General features: G+C 61.8%; 13 protein-coding genes and 1 tRNA gene. 5 read left to right on the top strand and 9 right to left on the bottom strand.

Annotation, left to right across the window (positions count from 1 at the left end):
• The first annotated feature begins 143 nt into the window (after nucleotides 1-143).
• Both D0550_RS07640 and D0550_RS07635 read left to right on the top strand, forming a co-directional pair.
• A tRNA-Ser gene (locus D0550_RS07640) sits at nucleotides 144-236 on the top strand.
• A gap of 179 nt (nucleotides 237-415) precedes the next feature.
• Nucleotides 416-1576 (top strand): Fic family protein, encoded by a 1161-nt coding sequence (locus tag D0550_RS07635; protein WP_116808528.1) that lies wholly within the window; start codon nucleotides 416-418, stop codon nucleotides 1574-1576.
• A gap of 53 nt (nucleotides 1577-1629) precedes the next feature.
• Here the strand turns inward: D0550_RS07635 and D0550_RS07630 are convergent, their stop codons facing one another.
• The 9 genes from D0550_RS07630 to D0550_RS07590 all read right to left on the bottom strand — a co-directional run bounded on the left by D0550_RS07630 (nucleotide 1630) and on the right by D0550_RS07590 (nucleotide 12874).
• Nucleotides 1630-1947 carry a hypothetical protein gene (locus D0550_RS07630; RefSeq protein WP_153067083.1) on the bottom strand — a complete coding sequence of 106 codons (318 nt, stop codon included), beginning with the start codon at nucleotides 1945-1947 and terminating at the stop codon, nucleotides 1630-1632.
• Between the two features lie 124 nt (nucleotides 1948-2071).
• Nucleotides 2072-3517: a PQQ-dependent sugar dehydrogenase gene (locus D0550_RS07625; protein ID WP_116808526.1), complete on the bottom strand. Its 1446-nt coding sequence runs from the start codon at nucleotides 3515-3517 to the stop codon at nucleotides 2072-2074.
• A 94-nt stretch (nucleotides 3518-3611) separates the two neighbouring features.
• On the bottom strand, nucleotides 3612-6692 hold the full coding sequence (locus D0550_RS07620; protein ID WP_116808525.1) for an efflux RND transporter permease subunit: 3081 nt from the start codon (nucleotides 6690-6692) through the stop codon (nucleotides 3612-3614).
• A 15-nt stretch (nucleotides 6693-6707) separates the two neighbouring features.
• Complete coding sequence (locus D0550_RS07615; protein WP_116808524.1) at nucleotides 6708-7691, bottom strand: efflux RND transporter periplasmic adaptor subunit; 984 nt, start codon at nucleotides 7689-7691, stop codon at nucleotides 6708-6710.
• Nucleotide 7692: 1 nt separating this feature from the next.
• The gene (locus D0550_RS07610) at nucleotides 7693-9048 is read right to left on the bottom strand and encodes a TolC family protein (RefSeq protein WP_161965691.1); all 1356 of its coding nucleotides are present in this window, start codon (nucleotides 9046-9048) and stop codon (nucleotides 7693-7695) included.
• 96 nt (nucleotides 9049-9144) lie between these two features.
• Nucleotides 9145-10581 carry a heavy metal sensor histidine kinase gene (locus tag D0550_RS07605; protein WP_116808522.1) on the bottom strand — a complete coding sequence of 479 codons (1437 nt, stop codon included), beginning with the start codon at nucleotides 10579-10581 and terminating at the stop codon, nucleotides 9145-9147.
• Nucleotides 10582-10596: 15 nt separating this feature from the next.
• Nucleotides 10597-11268, bottom strand: a complete 672-nt coding sequence (locus D0550_RS07600) for a heavy metal response regulator transcription factor (protein ID WP_116808521.1) — start codon at nucleotides 11266-11268, stop codon at nucleotides 10597-10599.
• Between the two features lie 56 nt (nucleotides 11269-11324).
• Nucleotides 11325-12353, bottom strand: coding sequence for a FecR family protein (locus D0550_RS07595; protein WP_116808520.1), 1029 nt, complete (start codon nucleotides 12351-12353; stop codon nucleotides 11325-11327).
• Nucleotides 12354-12355: 2 nt separating this feature from the next.
• On the bottom strand, nucleotides 12356-12874 hold the full coding sequence (locus tag D0550_RS07590; RefSeq protein WP_161965690.1) for an RNA polymerase sigma factor: 519 nt from the start codon (nucleotides 12872-12874) through the stop codon (nucleotides 12356-12358).
• Between the two features lie 199 nt (nucleotides 12875-13073).
• Here D0550_RS07590 and D0550_RS07585 point away from each other — a divergent pair, with 199 nt between their 5' ends.
• Genes D0550_RS07585 through D0550_RS07575 form a run of 3 tightly spaced genes read left to right on the top strand, consistent with a single transcriptional unit; the run spans nucleotide 13074 to nucleotide 17884 of the window.
• Complete coding sequence (locus D0550_RS07585) at nucleotides 13074-15557, top strand: TonB-dependent receptor (protein WP_116808518.1); 2484 nt, start codon at nucleotides 13074-13076, stop codon at nucleotides 15555-15557.
• Nucleotides 15558-15569: 12 nt separating this feature from the next.
• The gene (locus tag D0550_RS07580; protein WP_116808517.1) at nucleotides 15570-16919 is read left to right on the top strand and encodes a spinster family MFS transporter; all 1350 of its coding nucleotides are present in this window, start codon (nucleotides 15570-15572) and stop codon (nucleotides 16917-16919) included.
• 17 nt (nucleotides 16920-16936) lie between these two features.
• Nucleotides 16937-17884, top strand: a complete 948-nt coding sequence (locus D0550_RS07575) for an alpha/beta hydrolase (RefSeq protein WP_116808516.1) — start codon at nucleotides 16937-16939, stop codon at nucleotides 17882-17884.
• Nucleotides 17885-17888: the final 4 nt, after the last annotated feature.

Raw genomic sequence — 17888 nt, 5'->3', positions numbered from 1 at the left:
GGGGGAGGGACGCCACGCAGGCGGCGTCCCTCAAGATAGTATTCTTTGCGAAACCTGCTATTATCGCGCCCCCGTGAACCCGCACAGAAATCGGTCTTCCTCTAGTAAGCCGATGATCTTGCTGTAGAATTCCTTCTCGGCGCGGAGAGGTACCGAAGCGGTCACAACGGCACCGATTCGAAATCGGTTGAGGGCATTACGTCCCTACGAGGGTTCGAATCCCTCCCTCTCCGCCATTCTCGCTCCTTCTCCGCCGCTCCTCTCGGAATCAACCCGTCACCCGACCGGTCATCGACCTTTGGTCGATCAGCTCGTTGTGGAATCGCGGCGCTCGCCGGTGCAATGCTATTAAAGGGAACGGCCTTTTGCTTTAATAATGACGGGCGCTATTCAAGCAGCTTTAACAAGGGCCCTCATGAAGCGCACCGACATTGGCCAGTACGCAGTCAGTATTGCTGGAAGCGAGAGCGTCCGTGCGTTTGTTCCCGCACCGCTTCCGCCCGAGCCGCAACTGCAACTGGAAGGAACCGTTCGCGATGCACTCGACCGCGCACTGCTCGCGCTAGGCAGGCTCGACGGTGCTGCCGCCACATTGCCGGATGTTCACCTGCTCCTTTACACCTATCAACGTAAGGAGGCGGTGTTGTCGTCGCAAATCGAAGGCACGCAATCCACTCTTGATGATCTTCTCGCCCATGAGATCGGCGAGGCTGCCGGCGTTCCGCTCGCCGACGTTGCGGAAGTCTCGCGATATGTCGCCGCGATGACGCACGGCTTGCGACGGTTGCGCGAAGGCTTCCCTCTTTCAAACCGCTTGTTGAGAGAAATGCATTCGATTCTTCTGGAGAGCGGACGCGGCGCGGAGAAAACGCCTGGTGAGTTTCGAAAGTCCCAGAACTGGATCGGTGGATCGCGCCCGGGCACCGCGGCTTTCGTGCCGCCCCCACCGCAAGAGGTCGAGCGCTGCATGTCCGATCTCGAGCGCTTTCTGCATTCAAATGCGCCCGCACTGGTGAAGGCGGCGCTGGCGCACGTGCAGTTCGAAACAATTCATCCGTTCCTCGACGGCAATGGACGCATCGGCCGTTTGCTCATTACGCTCGTGCTCTGCCACGAGGGCATCTTGCGTGAGCCGCTTCTCTATTCGAGCTTGTACTTCAAGCAGCATCGACAGCAGTACTACGCGGAGTTGAACGCGGTGCGCGAGTCCGGAGACTTCGAGCGTTGGCTGGAGTTCTTCGCGACTGCAATCCGTGTGAGCGCTGATGCGGCGACAACGACAGGACGTCGGATTTTCACCGTGTTCCGCGAAGACCGCGATCGGTTGAAAGGTATCGGGAGGCAGGCGCCCACGGCGCTGCTGATCCAGGAAGCCTTGCAGGCGAAGCCGCTTGCAACGATCGCCGCGCTCACTGAAGTTACCGGACTGACTACGCCCACTGTGACGCAGTCACTACGCGAGCTGGAAAAACTTGGAATTGTGCGTGAGACGACCGGCAAGGCCCGAGGCCGTGTGTTCACCTATGCGCGCTACCTCGATGCGTTGAATGCAGAGAACGAACCCAAAGTTGGCTAGGGTCAAAACTGGATCACTTGACGCGCGACGTGGCGCGAACCCTGGTTAATTCCTCACTCCTCCTCCACCGACTCCACTCGTCCATCCTTCTGTATCGTCTGTACGACGTATTGGCACGCGCTGGCCGGTCCGGGGCCGCTCAGGTCGAGAATCGCGTGGAACGCGTCCTGCGCGCCGACCCAGTCGAGCTGGTAGCCGGGGTGATTGCTCAATAGCGAGCTGAGGAATTCGGGATCGCGCGAATTGGGGACGTCGGGTGTGAATTCGACGACGAGCCTGAGCGAGCACGGCGGGGGACCGGCTGCATTTGCCACTGCACCGCCGAATCCCACGGCGCTCAGTGCGATACCCAATGCTAGCAAGCGGCGCATCGTCTTCATTTCATCCGGCAACGCGGGTGTCCGCGTGCCGATATGAAACTGAAGCCGACGATCACTTCCAATCGTCGGCTTCACCTAGTGGCTCAGTACTGGTTGCAGTCGTCCTTTTCAGCACCTAGCTCACGTCCGCCGGGACCAGGCGGATCACGTGATCGGGGGTGTCGGGGCCGGGAATCTCCAGCGCGACGTACAGGTAGCCGTCAGGTCCGGTGATGATGTCGCGCACGCGGCCCTGACCTTTGAGAATGAGCTCTTGGTGAATCACGCGACCGCCTTTCACCTCCAGGCGGTGCAACTCCTGCTGCGCGAGGGCACCGAGGAACAGCTGGTTTTTCCAGTGCGGAAACGCGTCGCCGGTGTAGAAACGGATCGGGCTCACCGCGATCGAAGGAGTCCAGTGCAGCACCGGCTGCTCCATGCCCGTCTGCTTGGTCCGCGACGAGACCGGTGTGCCGTCGTAGTTCATGCCGTACGTGATGGCAGGCCAGCCGTAGTTGCGGCCGCGGCGGATGTAATTGAGCTCATCGCCACCGCGCGGCCCGTGCTCGGTCTCCCACAGCTCGCCAGTCACCGGATGGATTGCCAGGCCCTGCGGATTGCGGTGGCCGTAGCTCCAGATCGACGATAGCGCGCCGGACTTTTTCACGAACGGATTGTCGGGCGGGATACGGCCATCGGGAAACAAACGATGCACTTTGCCGTTGGGCCGCGACAGATCCTGTGCCTGACCGACTTCGCCGCGCTCGCCGAACGAGAAGAACATGTAACCGTTGTGGAATACCACGGCGCTGCCGAAGTTGATGGCGAGATTGGTATAGGTCTCGGCCGGCGCCTCGTAGATGGTCTGTTGATCGACCCACTTGCCCTTGCTGATACGGCCTCGCACCAGCTTGGTGTTGGCGGTTTCATCCGGCCGCGGATCGGACAGAGTCAGATACAGCCAGCGGTTGGTCGCGTAGTCCGGATCGGGCGTGATGGCGAGCAGGCCGCCTTCGTCGCGCGCCAACACCGGCGGCGTGCCTTTGATGGTGCGTTTGGTCCACTGGCCGTTCTTGTTGCGCTTCGACTCGGTAAGTTTGCCATTGCGCTCGGTGACCAGGAGGCGACCGTCGGGCAGGAACGCGAGCCCCCAGGGAACGTCGAGATCGGTGATGACCTTCTCGACGCGATAGGGATGTCGCTCGCTGTGCTGGACATCGTCGGGGAGCTCGTAAGTTTCCTCGACGGCGGGATCGGCGTTGCGGTGAGCGGCTTCACGGATCAGGACCACGAGGGCGCTGATTTCCGAGTCGCTGAAAGTCTTGCTGAAAGCGGGCATGCCTGAGCGGCGCACGCCGTTGCGGATCACGCGGCGCAGGCCGACGTCGTCGGAGGCGTTCATCCATTTTTTGTCGAGCAGACTGCTGGCGCGGTTGCCCTGCATGTCGGCACCGTGGCAGCCGGCGCAGTACTGCGTATAAAGGGTGTTTGCGTCACGCGACGGCGGCGGCTGAGGGGCGGCATGGAGCACGAAGGCGCTGAGGCTGGCCGCACCGGCCAAGAGGAGAAGGAGTCGTCGCATGATCCTTTATAACCGAGAAACGCCGACTGTGTTCCCTGACAGCGGAAAGTTCCCGATCGGCGACAGTCGAAGCGCCGCAATCGTCATGCAAAGTTCACGATTTTGGCGCGAAGCGTGCGAAGCGCAGCGCCAGGGTCGGCAGCACCAGCAGATTCAAGATCATGCTGGTGAGCAGACCGCCGAGAATGACGATGGCCATCGGCCCTTCGATCTCCTTGCCAGCTTCCTCGCTGCCGATGGCGATCGGCAGTAACCCCAGCGCGACCACCAGCGCAGTCATGACGATGGGCAACAGGCGTTCGGTTGCTCCCTGGAAAGCGGTTGCGACGTTCCACGGCTTGCCTTCCTGCGTGACCAGTTCCTCGTAGTGGGAGATCATGAGGATGGAGTTACGCATGCTGACGCCGAACAGCGAGATGAAGCCGACCATCGCGCCAATCGACAGAGCGCCGCCTGTGACCACCAGGATCAGCACGCCGCCGGCCAACGCAAAGGGAATGTTCGCGAGCACGAGCAGCAGGTTGCGCAGGTTCGCGAGCACGAGCGACAGGAGCATGATGATGACGATCGCTGCAATCACGGAGTGAAACAACAATTCGTTTCGCGCAGTGACTCGCGCTTGCTCCGCACCGGTGACAACTACCGAGACGTCCGAGGGCAAGGCGATTTCGGCGCGAATCTTCCGTTGCACTTCGTGGGTAAACGAGCTGAGGTCACGGCCATCGACATCAGATGTGACCTGCTGCCGTCGTCGGGTGCCCTCATGCATGATGAGGTACCGACCCGGTGTGCTCTCGATCGTCGCCAGCTCCCGCAGCGGCAGCGTGGTGCCATCGGCGTTGCGCACCAGCAGGTTGCCAATCGACTCCGGGTCCCGGCGACTGCCTGGTTCCAGAATGACCGCGACGTCGAACACTCGATTTTGATCGTTGGTTTGCGCCACTGTGATGCCCTGGTAGCTGAACTGCACAGCCTCGAGGACATCCAGCGGCGCGAAGCCGTATTGGCGTAGACGATCCGGGCGCAGGGTGACGCTGAGCTCAGGCGATCCGGACTGAGATTGCGACAGCACCTCGGCGGCACCCGGCACCGTGCTCACGAGCTCCTTGATCTGCGCCGCGATCCGATCGAGAACATCGAGGTCTTCGCCGAAGATATTGATTACGACGGCGCCGCGTCCGCCGCTGAGAATTTCTTCGATGCGTTCCTCCAGAAACGGCGTGACCGCAAAGCTGATGCCCGGAAACGTCTGTAGAGTGGCGCGGATCTCATCCTGCACCTGCTCCTCTTCCTCACCGGAGATCGGCATGAGCTCGATTTGAAATTCGCTGAATTCGGCGCCGCTCGTGTCTTCGCCTTGTTCCGCGCGCCCGAGTTGTTGCGCAACCGATCGGATGCGCGGGTTCTTGAGCAGTTCCCGAGTGATCTCAGTCCCCAGGTGCAGGCTGGTGCCGATCGATGTGCCCGGCGCAGTCATGACGCGCAGGACATAGTGGCCTTCCTTGAACTCAGGCAGGAATTCCCCACTCAGAAATGGCAGCGCGAGCAGAGCGGCAAAGCATACGGCCGTCGTGCTCGCGACGATGGCGCGTGGGCGCTCATTGATCCACGCCAAACTGCGACGATGCCAATGTTTCAATCGGTCGATGTAGCCTGGCTGCCTGGCATCGACCCTCGCGAGCAGCAGATAACACAGCGCCGGCGTCAATGTGATCGCGACGATCAGGGACGCAAGCGTCGCCAGCACGAACGATGCGGCCAGGGGGGCGAACAGTCTGCCGTTGATGCCCGACATCATGGCGACCGGCCAGAACACCGCTATGACGATGAAGCTCGCATAGACAATGGGGCTGCGTACTTCGAGGGTGGCATCGACGACGACAGCGTCGGGCGGTTTCGGATCCGGGCGGGCGCGGTTTTCGCGCAGGCGTCGCCAGACGTTTTCCAAGCCAACGATGGCGTCGTCGACCACGACGCCGATCGCGATGGCAAAGCCGCCCAGCGTAATCGTGTTGATCGATGCGCCGAACTGCACCAGCGCGACCAGCGCCATCAGCAGGGACAGCGGAATCGTGGCAATCGCAATGAACGCGCTGCGCAGGTTAGCCAGAAAGAACAGCAGCACGACGATCACCAGCACGCCGCCGATCAGCAGCGCGTGATTGATGTTGCGGATCGACGTTTCGATGAAATTGACGGGGCGAAACAGCGCCGGGTGCAGCGTGATCCGCTCGGCGTCGAGCATGGGTCGCAACTGTGCAATGGCCGTTTCGACTGCGTGTGTCACATCCCGTGTGTTGGCGCCGTACTGGCCGTGAATGCCCAGGACGATGCCGGGTTGTCCCATGACCTGCGCGTCGCCGAGCTTGGGCTCGGGGCCATCGACGACGTTGGCGATATCTCGCAATCGGACGCTGATGTTTCCACGCCGCGCCACGACTGCTTCCGCAAGCGCGGCAGCGGTGAGCGATTGTCCCTCGGTGCGCAGAGTGATGCGTTGATTGTCGGTCTCGATGAATCCTGCGCCGCGAACTCCAGTGGACTTGCCTGCGGCTGCCACGATGTCATCGATCGACAATCCATAGAGCATCATGCGATCCGGCAGGACCTGGATCTGCAACTGCCGGACCTCGCCGCCGAATGTTTCGACGCGAGCAACGCCTGGCACGCCGAGCAAGCGCTGTCGCACCGTCCAGTCGGCAAACGTGCGCAGTTCCATTGCCGAGTGATGATCGGACGTGAGGCCAATGGTGAGCACCGCGCTGGTAGATGATGCGAGCGCGCCCATGCCGGGCGCGTGAACACCTGCGGGTAGTGCGCCTGCCAGTTGCGCGAGATGCTCGGCGGTCAGCTGGCGCGCTCGATAGATGTCGGCATCGTCTTCGAAGACCAGAGTGACGACCGACAACCCCTGGATCGATTGGGAGTAGAGAGTTTGCAGTGCCGGGGTCCCGTTCAAGCTGTACTCGATCGGGCGGGTCACCAGCGTCTCTACTTGTTCGGCGGACAAGCCTGGGGCTTCGGTCTGCACCACGATTTGTGGGGGAGCGAACTCCGGAAAGACATCCAGCTTGGCCCGCTGAGCAACGAAAACTCCGTAGACGGCCAGCAGCAAAGCGATCGCTACCACCAGATAGCGGAAGCGAACGCACAGCGTGACGATGTGGCGGAGCATGGCTATCTGATATGCCTAGTCCGCCAGGTTGATTTGCGATCGCAGCTCTTCGGAGAGCAGGGTCTGTGCCCCGCTCACCACGATGTTTCCGGACGGAGCGGCGCTCGCTGCGACGAACCAACCTTCATCCAAGGCATGCTCCAGCACCACGGGCGTGCGTTCGAAGGTTCGATCATCCTTCTGAACGAAGACCCAGGTCTGACCTTGATGTCTGACGATGGCAGAGCGGGGCAGCACGACGCCGCGTAGCCGCGGTCCCTCCAGTGCGAGAAAAGCAACGACACCCATCTCGGGTCGCAGATCCAGCGAGTTGGGTTGGAGCAAGAACAGCAACCCCTGGCCGGGATTGTTTGCGGATGCCGTAGTCGCCAGTCCCAGGAAACGCGCTTGAGCCGAGCGTGTCGCATCGAATGGCGACTGCACACGCGCCGTCTCGGGAGGCGACGGCAGCGATTCTCCAGGAGGCAGATCCACCTGTATCACCGCGTCTTGACTGGTCAGGCACGGTACGAGTCGAGCGGTGTCGTTCTTGCAGAAGAGCGTATTCCAAGCGATGCGCAGCTTGGTGCGAATTGCTTCCAATTGAATCTGATCGCGCTTCACTGCTGCCGCGGCGGTCTCAACCGTGCGTGCCGACGCGTTCTGCTCGTTCGCGTGTAGCGCTTGTACCCGGGCGAGTTCTTTCGCCGACGCCTCAAGCGCGGCTTCAGCGGAATGCAGCTGCGCCAACAGATCGAAGAACGGTTGCAGATCGATCACGCGGCCGTAGCCCTTTACTTCGCGGGCCAGTTCACGGGGTTCGAGAGCAGCAACGGTGATTCCAGCTTTGGTCTGCTGTTCCGCGCTCAACCGCACGGTACCCGGTGGATTGCTCTCGTCCGCTCCCGCTTCCAGATCGCCAGCGTCCATAGCGGGTGGCGCTCGAAAGTGGTCGAGAGCCCAGATTGCCAGAGCGCCGAGGATGATTCCGCCCACCAATGCCACAAGCACGTTTCTCATTTCACTTCGCGCGTCCGTGGAGTGCACCGAGTGCGTCGATCTCGGCGAGTGGCTGCTGTAACGCATCCTCGAGTTTGCCCGCCGCCTGTGCCGCTTGAGCTTCGCTGTCGAGCACGGCTACCGCGCTGACCGCGGCTTCCAGCTTCGCCGTCTGATATTCCAATTGATCGATATCGCCAACACGCAGTCGTGTCTCCTGGCGAGCGATGCCGTTCTCGGTCGCTTCGTGGAGCGCGCGTGCGCGCGTCACTTGGTCGATCGCCACACGGTGCGCTGCGCTCGCTCGATCGATCTGTGCAATGACGCTTGTTTCGAGCGCACGAAAGCGGGCCGCGCTTTCCGCGCGTTGCGCCTCTGCTTGGGCGATCGCACCTTGATTACGATTCAGTGGCAACTCGAGGCCGATGCCCAGGCTCCACTTACTCTCACCCTGATCCCACTGATACGCGGGTCCGAGACGAAGGTCCGGATACTGTTTGGCGATCTCAGTCTGCAGATCCGCCTCACTGGCCACGTACTCGGCGAGCCCCGCGGCAATATCGGCTCGATAGTGCAGAGCCTGACGGCGGGACTGTGCGACGTCGATGACAGGAACCAGATCGAGGACGAAAGCAAACGAGGCGCCAGCAAGAGCATGCAACGGCACACCGAGCGCACGCGCGAGGTTGTTCCGGGCATCGTTCTGTTGTCGCTCGCTTTCGGCGAGGTCCACTTGCAGCCGAGTCAATGCAACCCGCGCAGGCGAGAGCTCTGCGGCGGAAGCTGCGCCGAGAGTGAAGCGTTGTTGAAGCAAGTCCACGACACGCTGCTGGATCACCAGCTGCTCTTGCAACAAGGTGAGGCGCCGTTGTGCGGCGGTCAGCTCGATCAGTACCGATCGCAGCTCACTGCGAACCTGCCAGGCGGCGCCGATGAAATTCAGCCGTGCCGCTTCCGCAAGATGTTCTGTTTTACTGATGCGAATGCGGCGCTTGCCCGCTGTCTCGATCGGGATATCGACGGACATCCCCGGTATCCCACGGGGCGTGCCGCTCTGCGCATCGACGTTGTAGCCCGGTATCAGGTTGACGACGGGATTGGGGCGCATAGCGGCGGCTGCCACTGCCGCAACGGCCGTTTCCCACTGGGCGCGTGCCAGTTGCAGATCGGTATTGAAATGGAACGCGGCGAGCGTCAAAGCCGACAGATCCCACGACGGCCGCGGCCAGGGCTCAGCCAGCTTTGGAGCGTGGGCCTGCAGAAATGCGCGCAGCTCAGCGTCGTTCAAACTGAGCGAGTCGTACTGTTCGGCGATGGCCTCTGGTTGTAGCGGTCGAGGTTCGAAGTGCGTGCAGGCCGATAGCACCAGGAGACTCATCGCGAGGATCCAGACTCGATGGCGGCGCCCCGAACACATGGTGCAATACTGCCAGCGAGGCAGTAACACCACTTTGACGAAACATTGACGAAGTTGTCAGGAAGCGGCGTTGCCAGGAAAGGTCAGGGTGACTTCCGTGCCCTGGCCGACTTCACTCACTACTCGAGCGGCGCCGCCATGTAACGCCATGATGGATTGGACCAGCGCCAGGCCGAGCCCGAAGCCGCCGGTTCGTTGGCTGCGAGAGGCGTCGGCGCGATAGAAGCGATCGAACAGGTGTGGCAAATGCTCCGGAGCGATGCCCGAGCCGGAATCGCGCACACTGATGCTCGTCGCTCCGCCATCGGCTGTCGTGATGCGAATCGTTACTTGACCTGTTGCCGAGGTGTGTCGCACGGCATTGCTCAGCAAGTTGCTGATCGCGCGCTGGAACAAGATGGAGTTTGCCTGCAGGCACGCATTGCCTTCACAGGCGAGCGTCACGCCATTCTCCTCGGCGTTGGCTCGATGGAACTCCATGACGTTCTCGATTTCTTTGCGTGCGTCGAGCTCGACGCGCTCCAGCCGTCCGTCGACCTGATCGGCTCGCGCCAGAAACAACAGCGAGTCGATCATGCGTGCCAGGCTGCCGAATTCCTCGATGCCGGACTCCAGTACCTGACGGTAATCGTCCACCGAGCGTGGCTGCGACAACGTCACCTGCGACTCGGTCAAAAAATTCGTTACCGGCGTGCGCAGCTCATGCGCGATGTCGGCCGAGAACTGTGAGAGTCGTCGAAACGAATCTTCGAGACGTTCCAGCATCTGATCGAACGCGTCGGCGAGCGCGGTCAGCTCCTTGGGCCAGGCCTGGCTGCTGATGCGGCGATCGAGATTTGCGGCGCTGATGGCGCGAGCGGAACGCGTGATTGACTCAAGCGGTGCAAGTCCACGGCGCGCAATGGCATAGCCAGCCAGTGCGGAGACCGCCAAGCCGGCCAGCAGCACGAATAAAAGGTTCCGCCGATAGCTGGCAAGCAGTGCCGCCTTGTTGGAAACATCGAGGGCGAGTTGAACATGCCAGAGCTCGCCTGCGGTGGTGGGTGCAGTCGCGGCCAGCAAAGCGACTGTCTGGCTGCCGAGCCTGACCTCATGCGGTTCCTCGGTGTTTCCGTCCGCTGGTGTCAACGCCTCGAACGCTGTCAGATCGACGAGCTGGCTCATCTCAGGCGTTTCGACGACCAACTGTCCTCGCTCGTTCAGCACTCGCACGTAATAGCGACTGAAACGTCGCGCTGCCCCTTCCAGCCGGGTTTCCTCGTCGAAAGCGGCCATGTCGTGCGGCCGATCGTGGATGACCGCCCTGAGCACAAAGACCTTGTCAGCGAGGAAGCGGGCGGTCTCGTCCTGCAGGCTCCTCGCCAAAGTCCAGTAAAGAAACAAGCCACCGGCCAGGAGGATGCCAAATCCCGATACTGTGATCAGAGCGGTAATGCGCGCGGCAATGGACCACGTGCTGGATCCGGCGGACTTCTGGGCGGGCACAGTGGACATGGACACGCAATCCGGTCAGCGCACTTCCAGGACGAAGCCGACGCCGCGAACCGTGTGGATCAGCTTGAGCTGTGAATTGCCATCGACTTTGCGCCGCAGCCGGCCGACTGAAACATCGACCAGGTTCAGGTCGCTATCGAAGTTGATATCCCAGACCTGAGAAGCAATCTCCGTGCGGCTGAGCACCTCCCCCTGACGGCGCATCAGCAGGGCCAGCAGCAGAAATTCTTTTGGGGTGAGGTCGAGCAGGCGGCCGGCGCGGGTTGCCCGGTGTTTGTGGAAGTCGAGATCCAGATCGGCGATCCGCAGCGTGTCCGGCTCTCGATTCTGGCCTCTGCGCGTCAGAGCTCGCACACGAGCCAGCAGTTCTGCGTAGACGAACGGTTTGACGACATAGTCGTCAGCGCCCAATTCCAGCCCTTTGACCAGGTCCTCGGTCTGATCGCGAGCCGTTAGAAACAGCACAGGCGTTCGATTCCCCGAGGCGCGCAGCTGACTGACCAGCGACCAGCCATCTGCCCCCGGCAGCATCACATCCAGAACCAGCGCGTCGTACTCCTGGGTCTGCATCAGATGCAACCCAGTCACGCCGTCCTCGGCCGAATCAACGACGAAGCCCGCTTCCTTCAGCCCTTTACAGAGGTAGGTACGGGTTTTTGCTTCGTCTTCGACGATCAGCAGGCGCATCGGATTGCATCCCCAGGGAACGCACTCGCGCCAGTGTACCGGAGCGCTCGTTGTTTTTATGCCGGGGGGCGGCGCACGATGACGCGAGTGCCCTGGCGCTCGATGGTGAGCGACCGGTCGCGCTGCAGATAGCTGATGAAAGTCTCCACCCGGTCAGCGTCGAAACTGCCGGTATACAGGCGACCCCGCAACTCGTCGCCTTCGATGACCAGCGTCGGCGAACGAACATAGGCGGAGAATTGCTCGGCAATCTCCGCCAGCGAGCGCTCTTCGAAAACGATACGGCGATTCTGCCAGGCGCTCAGCGCTGCGATATCGACTTTGGTTGGCGGACCGACTGCGCCGTCGCTGTGGATCGTGACGCCCTGGCCAGGCGTCAGTTGCACATTCGACAACCGAGCTGTCTGCGCTTGAGGGTGCTCGATATTGACGCGGCCTTCTACGACGTAAACCTCGGTCCGCTCGCTGGTCCGGTGCACGTCGAATTTCGTGCCCACCGCATTGACGGCCGAGCCGTCGGCAAAGACGCGAAAGGGGCGGGTGGAGTCGTGCGCGACGGTGAACAAGGCCTGGCCGGACACCATTCGGATGTTTCGAGCCTTGGGCTCCAGACTGACCTCGAGTTTGGTTTTGACATTGAGAGAAACCACTGAGCCGTCGTTGAGGGCCACGGTCAACTGTTCGCCCACACCGGTCTGGTAGGTGTGCGTGCCGTCCTGCACCAGATACAGCAACGTGGCGGCCACTGCCGCGACAGTCGCAGCGGCAGCAGCGATCCAGTGCCAGCGGCGGCTCGTCTTCGGCGTTGTTCTTTCGACGGGCGAGCGCAGTTCCGAAAACTCGACTACGTTGGAGCCGCCTGTGTGAAGCTCGGTGGACAGCTTGCGCTGCGGGTCGATGCGTGACAGGCCGTCGTCGATTACGTGACTGAGCAGCAGTTCGCGCACGTTATGCGGCGACTGCTTGAGCCAGGCGATGAACTGCTGTCGTTCCGCCGAGCTCGCGGTCGGCAGCCGCTCCAGCCAGCGGCCGGCCTCGGCGGCGACCAGACGATCATGCTGCGAGTGATGCTTCGACTTGGCCACACTCAGCGACTCCTTGTCGAGCGCGACGCCGACGTCTCGAAAATCGACAGGCGAATTTCCTTCTTGGCCTCGACCACATAGTTGCTGACCATCCGCGCCGTGGTGCCGAGCTTCTGGGCCGCCTGCTCATAGCTCAGTCCGTCTCGCTTGACCAGCAGCAGCGCAATGGCACAGCGCTCGGGCAGGCTGCTGAACGCGCGCTCGATCTCTTGCTCCAGGCTGAGCTGATCGACCGAGTCCTCGGTCCGATGGTCGTGGCCGGCCAGTTCCGCGTCCGCATCGTCCCAGCTGACGTGAGCGCGGCGCGCATGCAAATAATAGTAATCGGCGACCACGTTGCTGGCGATGCCGAGCACATAACGCGCCGGATCCTGAACCAGCTTGTTTTCATCGTAGCGGAGCAGGCGAAAGTAAACCTCCTGGGCGAGGTCTTCGATATCGTGCCAACGCTCCCGTTTCAATCGGGTTCGCAGATAACGCCGCAGGCGATGCCCGTATTCGAGCACCGCGGTGGTTGCCAATTGTACGCAGTGGACTTGGGCTGGCTGCATCTGATTTGAATGACCGGCTCAGATTGCACGCTCAGCCCTGGCGGGCGGCCAAATAAAAATCCCGTCCCTTGGGTAGCGATTGCCACCCAAACGCCGACCTCTCTCACTGAGAGGGTGATTTGCAGATCCGCAGGCCCCTTCCGAAACTACAACGATATGGGGAGAGAAAATGAACGCGATTCCTCCGCTGCTGCTCGCCGCTGGCCTGGCGCTCGCGGCTCCTGTCCAAGCGCAACTCACCGGCGACGCGGTTGCGTTCTCGATCGAGCGCAAGCGGCTGCCGGAAGCATTGGCGCAGTGGTCGCGGGTCACGGGTCTGCAGGTGATCTCGCAGGCGGAGGTGGTGCGGACCTTGACCGCCAACCCGGTGATGGGCACGCACACGCCGATGGAGGCTTTGCGGCTGCTGCTGGCCAACATGCCGCTCACGTTCAGCACCATCGGTGAGAACACCGTGGTGATCGAACCGATGGAACGGAATGCGTCCGCGCCCAAGACTACATTGCCGTTGCAGCGTCTCGCGGCCGCTCAAACGCCTGCGCCGAGCGTCCGATTGGAGCCGGCCCGGGTCGAGCAGCCCATCCAGGAAGAGGTCATCGTCACTGCGCAGAAACGTTCGGAACGACTGCAGGATGTGCCGGTGCCAGTGGCGGCGATCACGGCGACCGCGCTGGTCGAGACCAACCGGGTGCGCTTGCAGGACTACTATGAAAGGTTGCCCGGCGTGAATTTCACCCTGGGGACTCGCGGTGAGCCGTCGGTGGCTATTCGAGGTATCACCACGGGCGCGGCGACTCCAACGGTCGGCCTCACGGTCGATGACGTGCCCTATGGCACATCGACCAACCTCGGCGGCGGCTACACCGTGCCGGATCTCGATCCCAGCGACCTGGAGCGCATCGAGGTGCTGCGTGGCCCGCAAGGCACGCTGTACGGCGCGAGCAGCATGGGTGGTCTGATCAAATATGTCACCAAGGACCCGAGCACCGATGCGCTGAGCGGCCGCCTGCAGATGGGCGCGGAGAGCATCGAGAACGGCGATGGTCTCGGCGGCAGCGTGCGCGGCTCGGTGAACGTGCCCGTGACTGACGAACTGGCGATTCGCGCCAGTGGCTTCATGCAGTATCGCCCGGGTTACGTCGACAATGTTCAGACCGGCGAGCAGGGCGTGAACGAGCGCAAATCCTACGGCGGCCGTCTGGCTGCGCTGTGGCGCCCGAGTCAGGATCTGTCGATCAAGTTCAGCGGCCTGATGCAGGACATCAACACGCTCGGCTCGCAACTCGTCTTTGTGCGGCCCGGGCTCACGGATCTGCAACAGAGCACGCTGCGAGGGACGGGCAGCTATCACACCAAGAACCAGGCTTATGGCTTGACGGTCGCGACCCGGTTCGGCGACGTCGATTTCACTTCTGTCACCGGCTACACCGTCAACGACGTGCTGGCGAAGACCGATTATTCGTCGGCGTTCGGTGCCTTGGTCGCGCCGTTCGGTGTCACCGGCTCGCCGCTGATCGACGACTACACAGCCGGCAAGTTCACTCAGGAAATTCGTTTGTCCGCGCCGATCGGCGACCACTTCGAATGGTTGCTGGGTGGCTTCTATACCGATGAGCGCACCCGCTGGCATCAGAGCATCCTCGCGGCCGACCAGTCGACTGGCAACGTGGTCGGCGCGCCGTCGTTGTCCAACTGGCTGGTGACCTATTCCGAATACGCGCTGTTCGGCGATCTGACCATCAAGTTCAGCGAGCGCTTCGATGTGCAGATCGGCGGCCGCGCCACTCAGAATCGCCAGACGTTCGAGCAAGTCACATTATCCAGCCCGAGTAACACCACCACGGTGATTCCGCGGAAGGTTTCCGAAGACGAGCCGTTCACTTATCTGCTGACGCCGCGCTTCAGAATCTCTCCCGACCTGATGGTGTACGCGCGGGTGGCATCGGGCTATCGCGCCGGCGGTATCAATGCATCCGGTGCCGTGGTGCCGACGTACAAGCCGGACAAGACCAATAACTACGAGCTCGGCGTCAAAGGCTCGGCGTTCCAGAACACGCTCACCTACGATGTCTCGCTGTATCACATCCTGTGGGAAGACCTGCAGCTGAATCTGCTGAATGCGCAGCGCCTGGTGTATGTCGGCAACGCCAGCGAGGCCAAGAGCCAGGGTGTCGAGTTGTCGATCGAGGCCGCGCCTTTCGAGGGGTTCACCGTCAACGCGGCGGCTACTTATAACGATGCGGAACTGTCCAAGTCCTTCCCATCGACCAGCACGCTGTGGGGAGCCAGCGGCGATCGCTTGCCCTACAGCAGTCGTTTCTCCGGCAGCCTGACCGCCCAGCAGCGCTTCGCGCTGACCGACAACATGATGGGCTTCGTCGGCGCGTCGCTCAGTCACATTGGCGATCGTCTGAGCGTGTTCCAGGGATCCTCGGGCGGCAGCCCGTTGCCGCGTCAAGAGTTCCCGGCTTACACCAAGTACGACCTGCGTGCTGGCGTCGAGCTGGACGACTCCTGGACCGCCAATTTGTTCGTCAACAACGTGACCGACAAGCGCGGCGTCGTGCAAGGCGGCATCGGGTTCCGCTTCCCCTTCGCTTTCCAATACATCGAGCCGCGCAGTATCGGGCTCACGCTGGCCAAGTCGTTCTGACGGATCGTGTCCATGCCGCAAGGGCCCGCGCCCGGAACCGGGTACAAGCGCTACGTGCTGGCGATGATGACGTCGGTGTACATGCTGAACCTCGTCGACCGCGGCTTGATGTCACTGCTGTTGCAGCCGATCAAGGAAGATCTGAGCCTGAGCGACACCCAGCTCGGGTTTTTGACCGGGATCGCTTTCGCTCTGTTCTATGCCACGCTCGGTCTGCCCATCGCTCGATGGGCAGATCGCGGCAACCGGGTCACTGTGACCTCACTCGCCATCGGGCTGTGGGGTCTGACCGTCATGGCATGCGTGCTGGTCACCAATTTCGTGCAGCTGGTGTTTGCGCGGGTTGCGGCAGCAGTCGGCGAGGCGGGCTGCAAGCCACCGACTTACTCGCTGGTGGGTGATTACTTCTCGGGATCGTCGGAACGCACGCGTGCGATGGCGATCTATCTCACCGGCAACTCGCTCTCCACGCTGGTGGCGTACACCGTCGGTGGCTGGCTCAACGAGCTCTACGGCTGGCGCATGACGTTTTTCATCATGGGCATTCTCGGCTTGCTCCTGGCTATCGCGGTCAAGCTCACCGTGATCGAGCCGCGTACGCAGACGCCGGTCGTGCGCACGGGAGAAACGCAGGCTCCGTCCACCAAAGTCGTCATCGCGACGTTGTGGCGTCAACCCTCGTTTCGTCATCTGAGTCTGGCGCTGATTCTGCTCTACACGGTAGGGCTGGGGCTGGGCCCATGGCAGGCCGCGTTCATGATACGCACCTATCACATGAGCACCGGCGAACTGGGCTTGTGGCTCGGTTTGATCTGTAGTGCGTCCGGAGTAGTGGGGGCGCTGCTCGGCGGCTATCTCGCCAGCCGCTATTTCCAGGGCAACGAGCGCGGCCAGATGGCGATGAGCGCGCTGGCGGTCGCGTTGATCCTGCCGTGTTTCGTCGCGTTCCTGATGTTGCCGGAAAAGAATCAGGCCCTGCTCGCGCTGATCCCGCTGATGATGGTGTTCACCGTTTTCATGGGACCGACGTACGCGCTCATGCAACGGCTGGTCGCGGACAATATGCGCGCGACCATGATGGCGCTGGTCATGTTGCTCGCCAATCTGGTGGGCATGGGGCTCGGTCCGCAGATCGTCGGCATTCTCAGCGACCTGCTGCGGCCGACATTCGGTGGCGATGCACTTCGCTATGCGATGTTGATCGTCGCTTCGGCCGCGCTGTGGTCGGCTTATCACTTCCTGCGCGTGGGCCGTACGGTGGCGAATGACCTCGCCGCGATGGGGCACGGGGCCAGTAGAGAACCCGTAGCTCACGGAGGCAGGCGCGGCTCGATGATCGCCACTCCTGCTGCCTCCAAATAACGAACGGATACCTTTGTATGCAGAAGAACAATAACGAGCCGGCACTATGCGAAGAATGGCCGCTTGCCAGCGCCTTGCAGGACGATCACGAATTCTTTCCCAGCGTGGAGAGCCATTTGATTCGCTCGCGCCACGTGGCGCAGACCTTCAAGGTGCAGGTGATGTTGCCCGGCCAGAAGCGCAGCGAGACCGCCCGCTTTCCGGTGATCTATGCCACCGACGGCAACATGACCTTCGACATGCTCAAAGGGATTTCTCACATTCTGCAGATGTCGGCGCGCGATGCGCCGCGTTTCATCCTGGTCGGCATCGGCTATCCCAGCGATTGTCCGCGCGCCGGGGCGCTGCTGAGAGGGCGCGATCTGACTTTCCCCGGCTATCCCAAGTTGAATCGCGAGCCGCCGCCCATCGCGGGAGTGCTGCTACCGCGCCAGGGAACCAAGGACTTTTGCGGCGCCGAGGATTTCCAGAACTTCATCGAGCACGAGCTGATTCCACTCATCGACCGGCGCTATCCGACGCAGGCCGGCGAGCGAACCTACTTCGGGCATTCCGCCGGCGGCGGCTTTGGCCTGTACACCTTGTTCAAGCGCTCGAGCCTGTTCAACAACTACATCGTCAGCAGCCCGGGCTTGATGTACGACGGCGAGTCCTCGGGAGGTGTTTCCTACCAGAACTACGAGTTCGCCCTGGAGCTGGTTCGCAGGTGCATCGAATCTGGACCGGCGTTGCGCCGAGCCAGGCTGTATATGTCGGTGGGCTCCGAAGAGGAATACGAACCGGAGCTGAAGAACTGGCGACTCACGAGCAGTTTTCATCGCGTCACGTCCGTGCTCAAAGCAGCCGCGCTAGCCGATCTGGAGGTGACGACAGAGGTGCTGGCCGGCGAAACCCACGTCACGGCGTGGCCAATATCGTTCATCCATGGAATCAAAGCGCTGTTCGGCTCACGACCTCAAGGATAGGTGT

This window comes from Steroidobacter cummioxidans (assembly GCF_003104955.1).
Note: the sequence above shows the minus strand (reverse complement) of the source record. Positions and strands in the feature narration are given on the sequence as shown.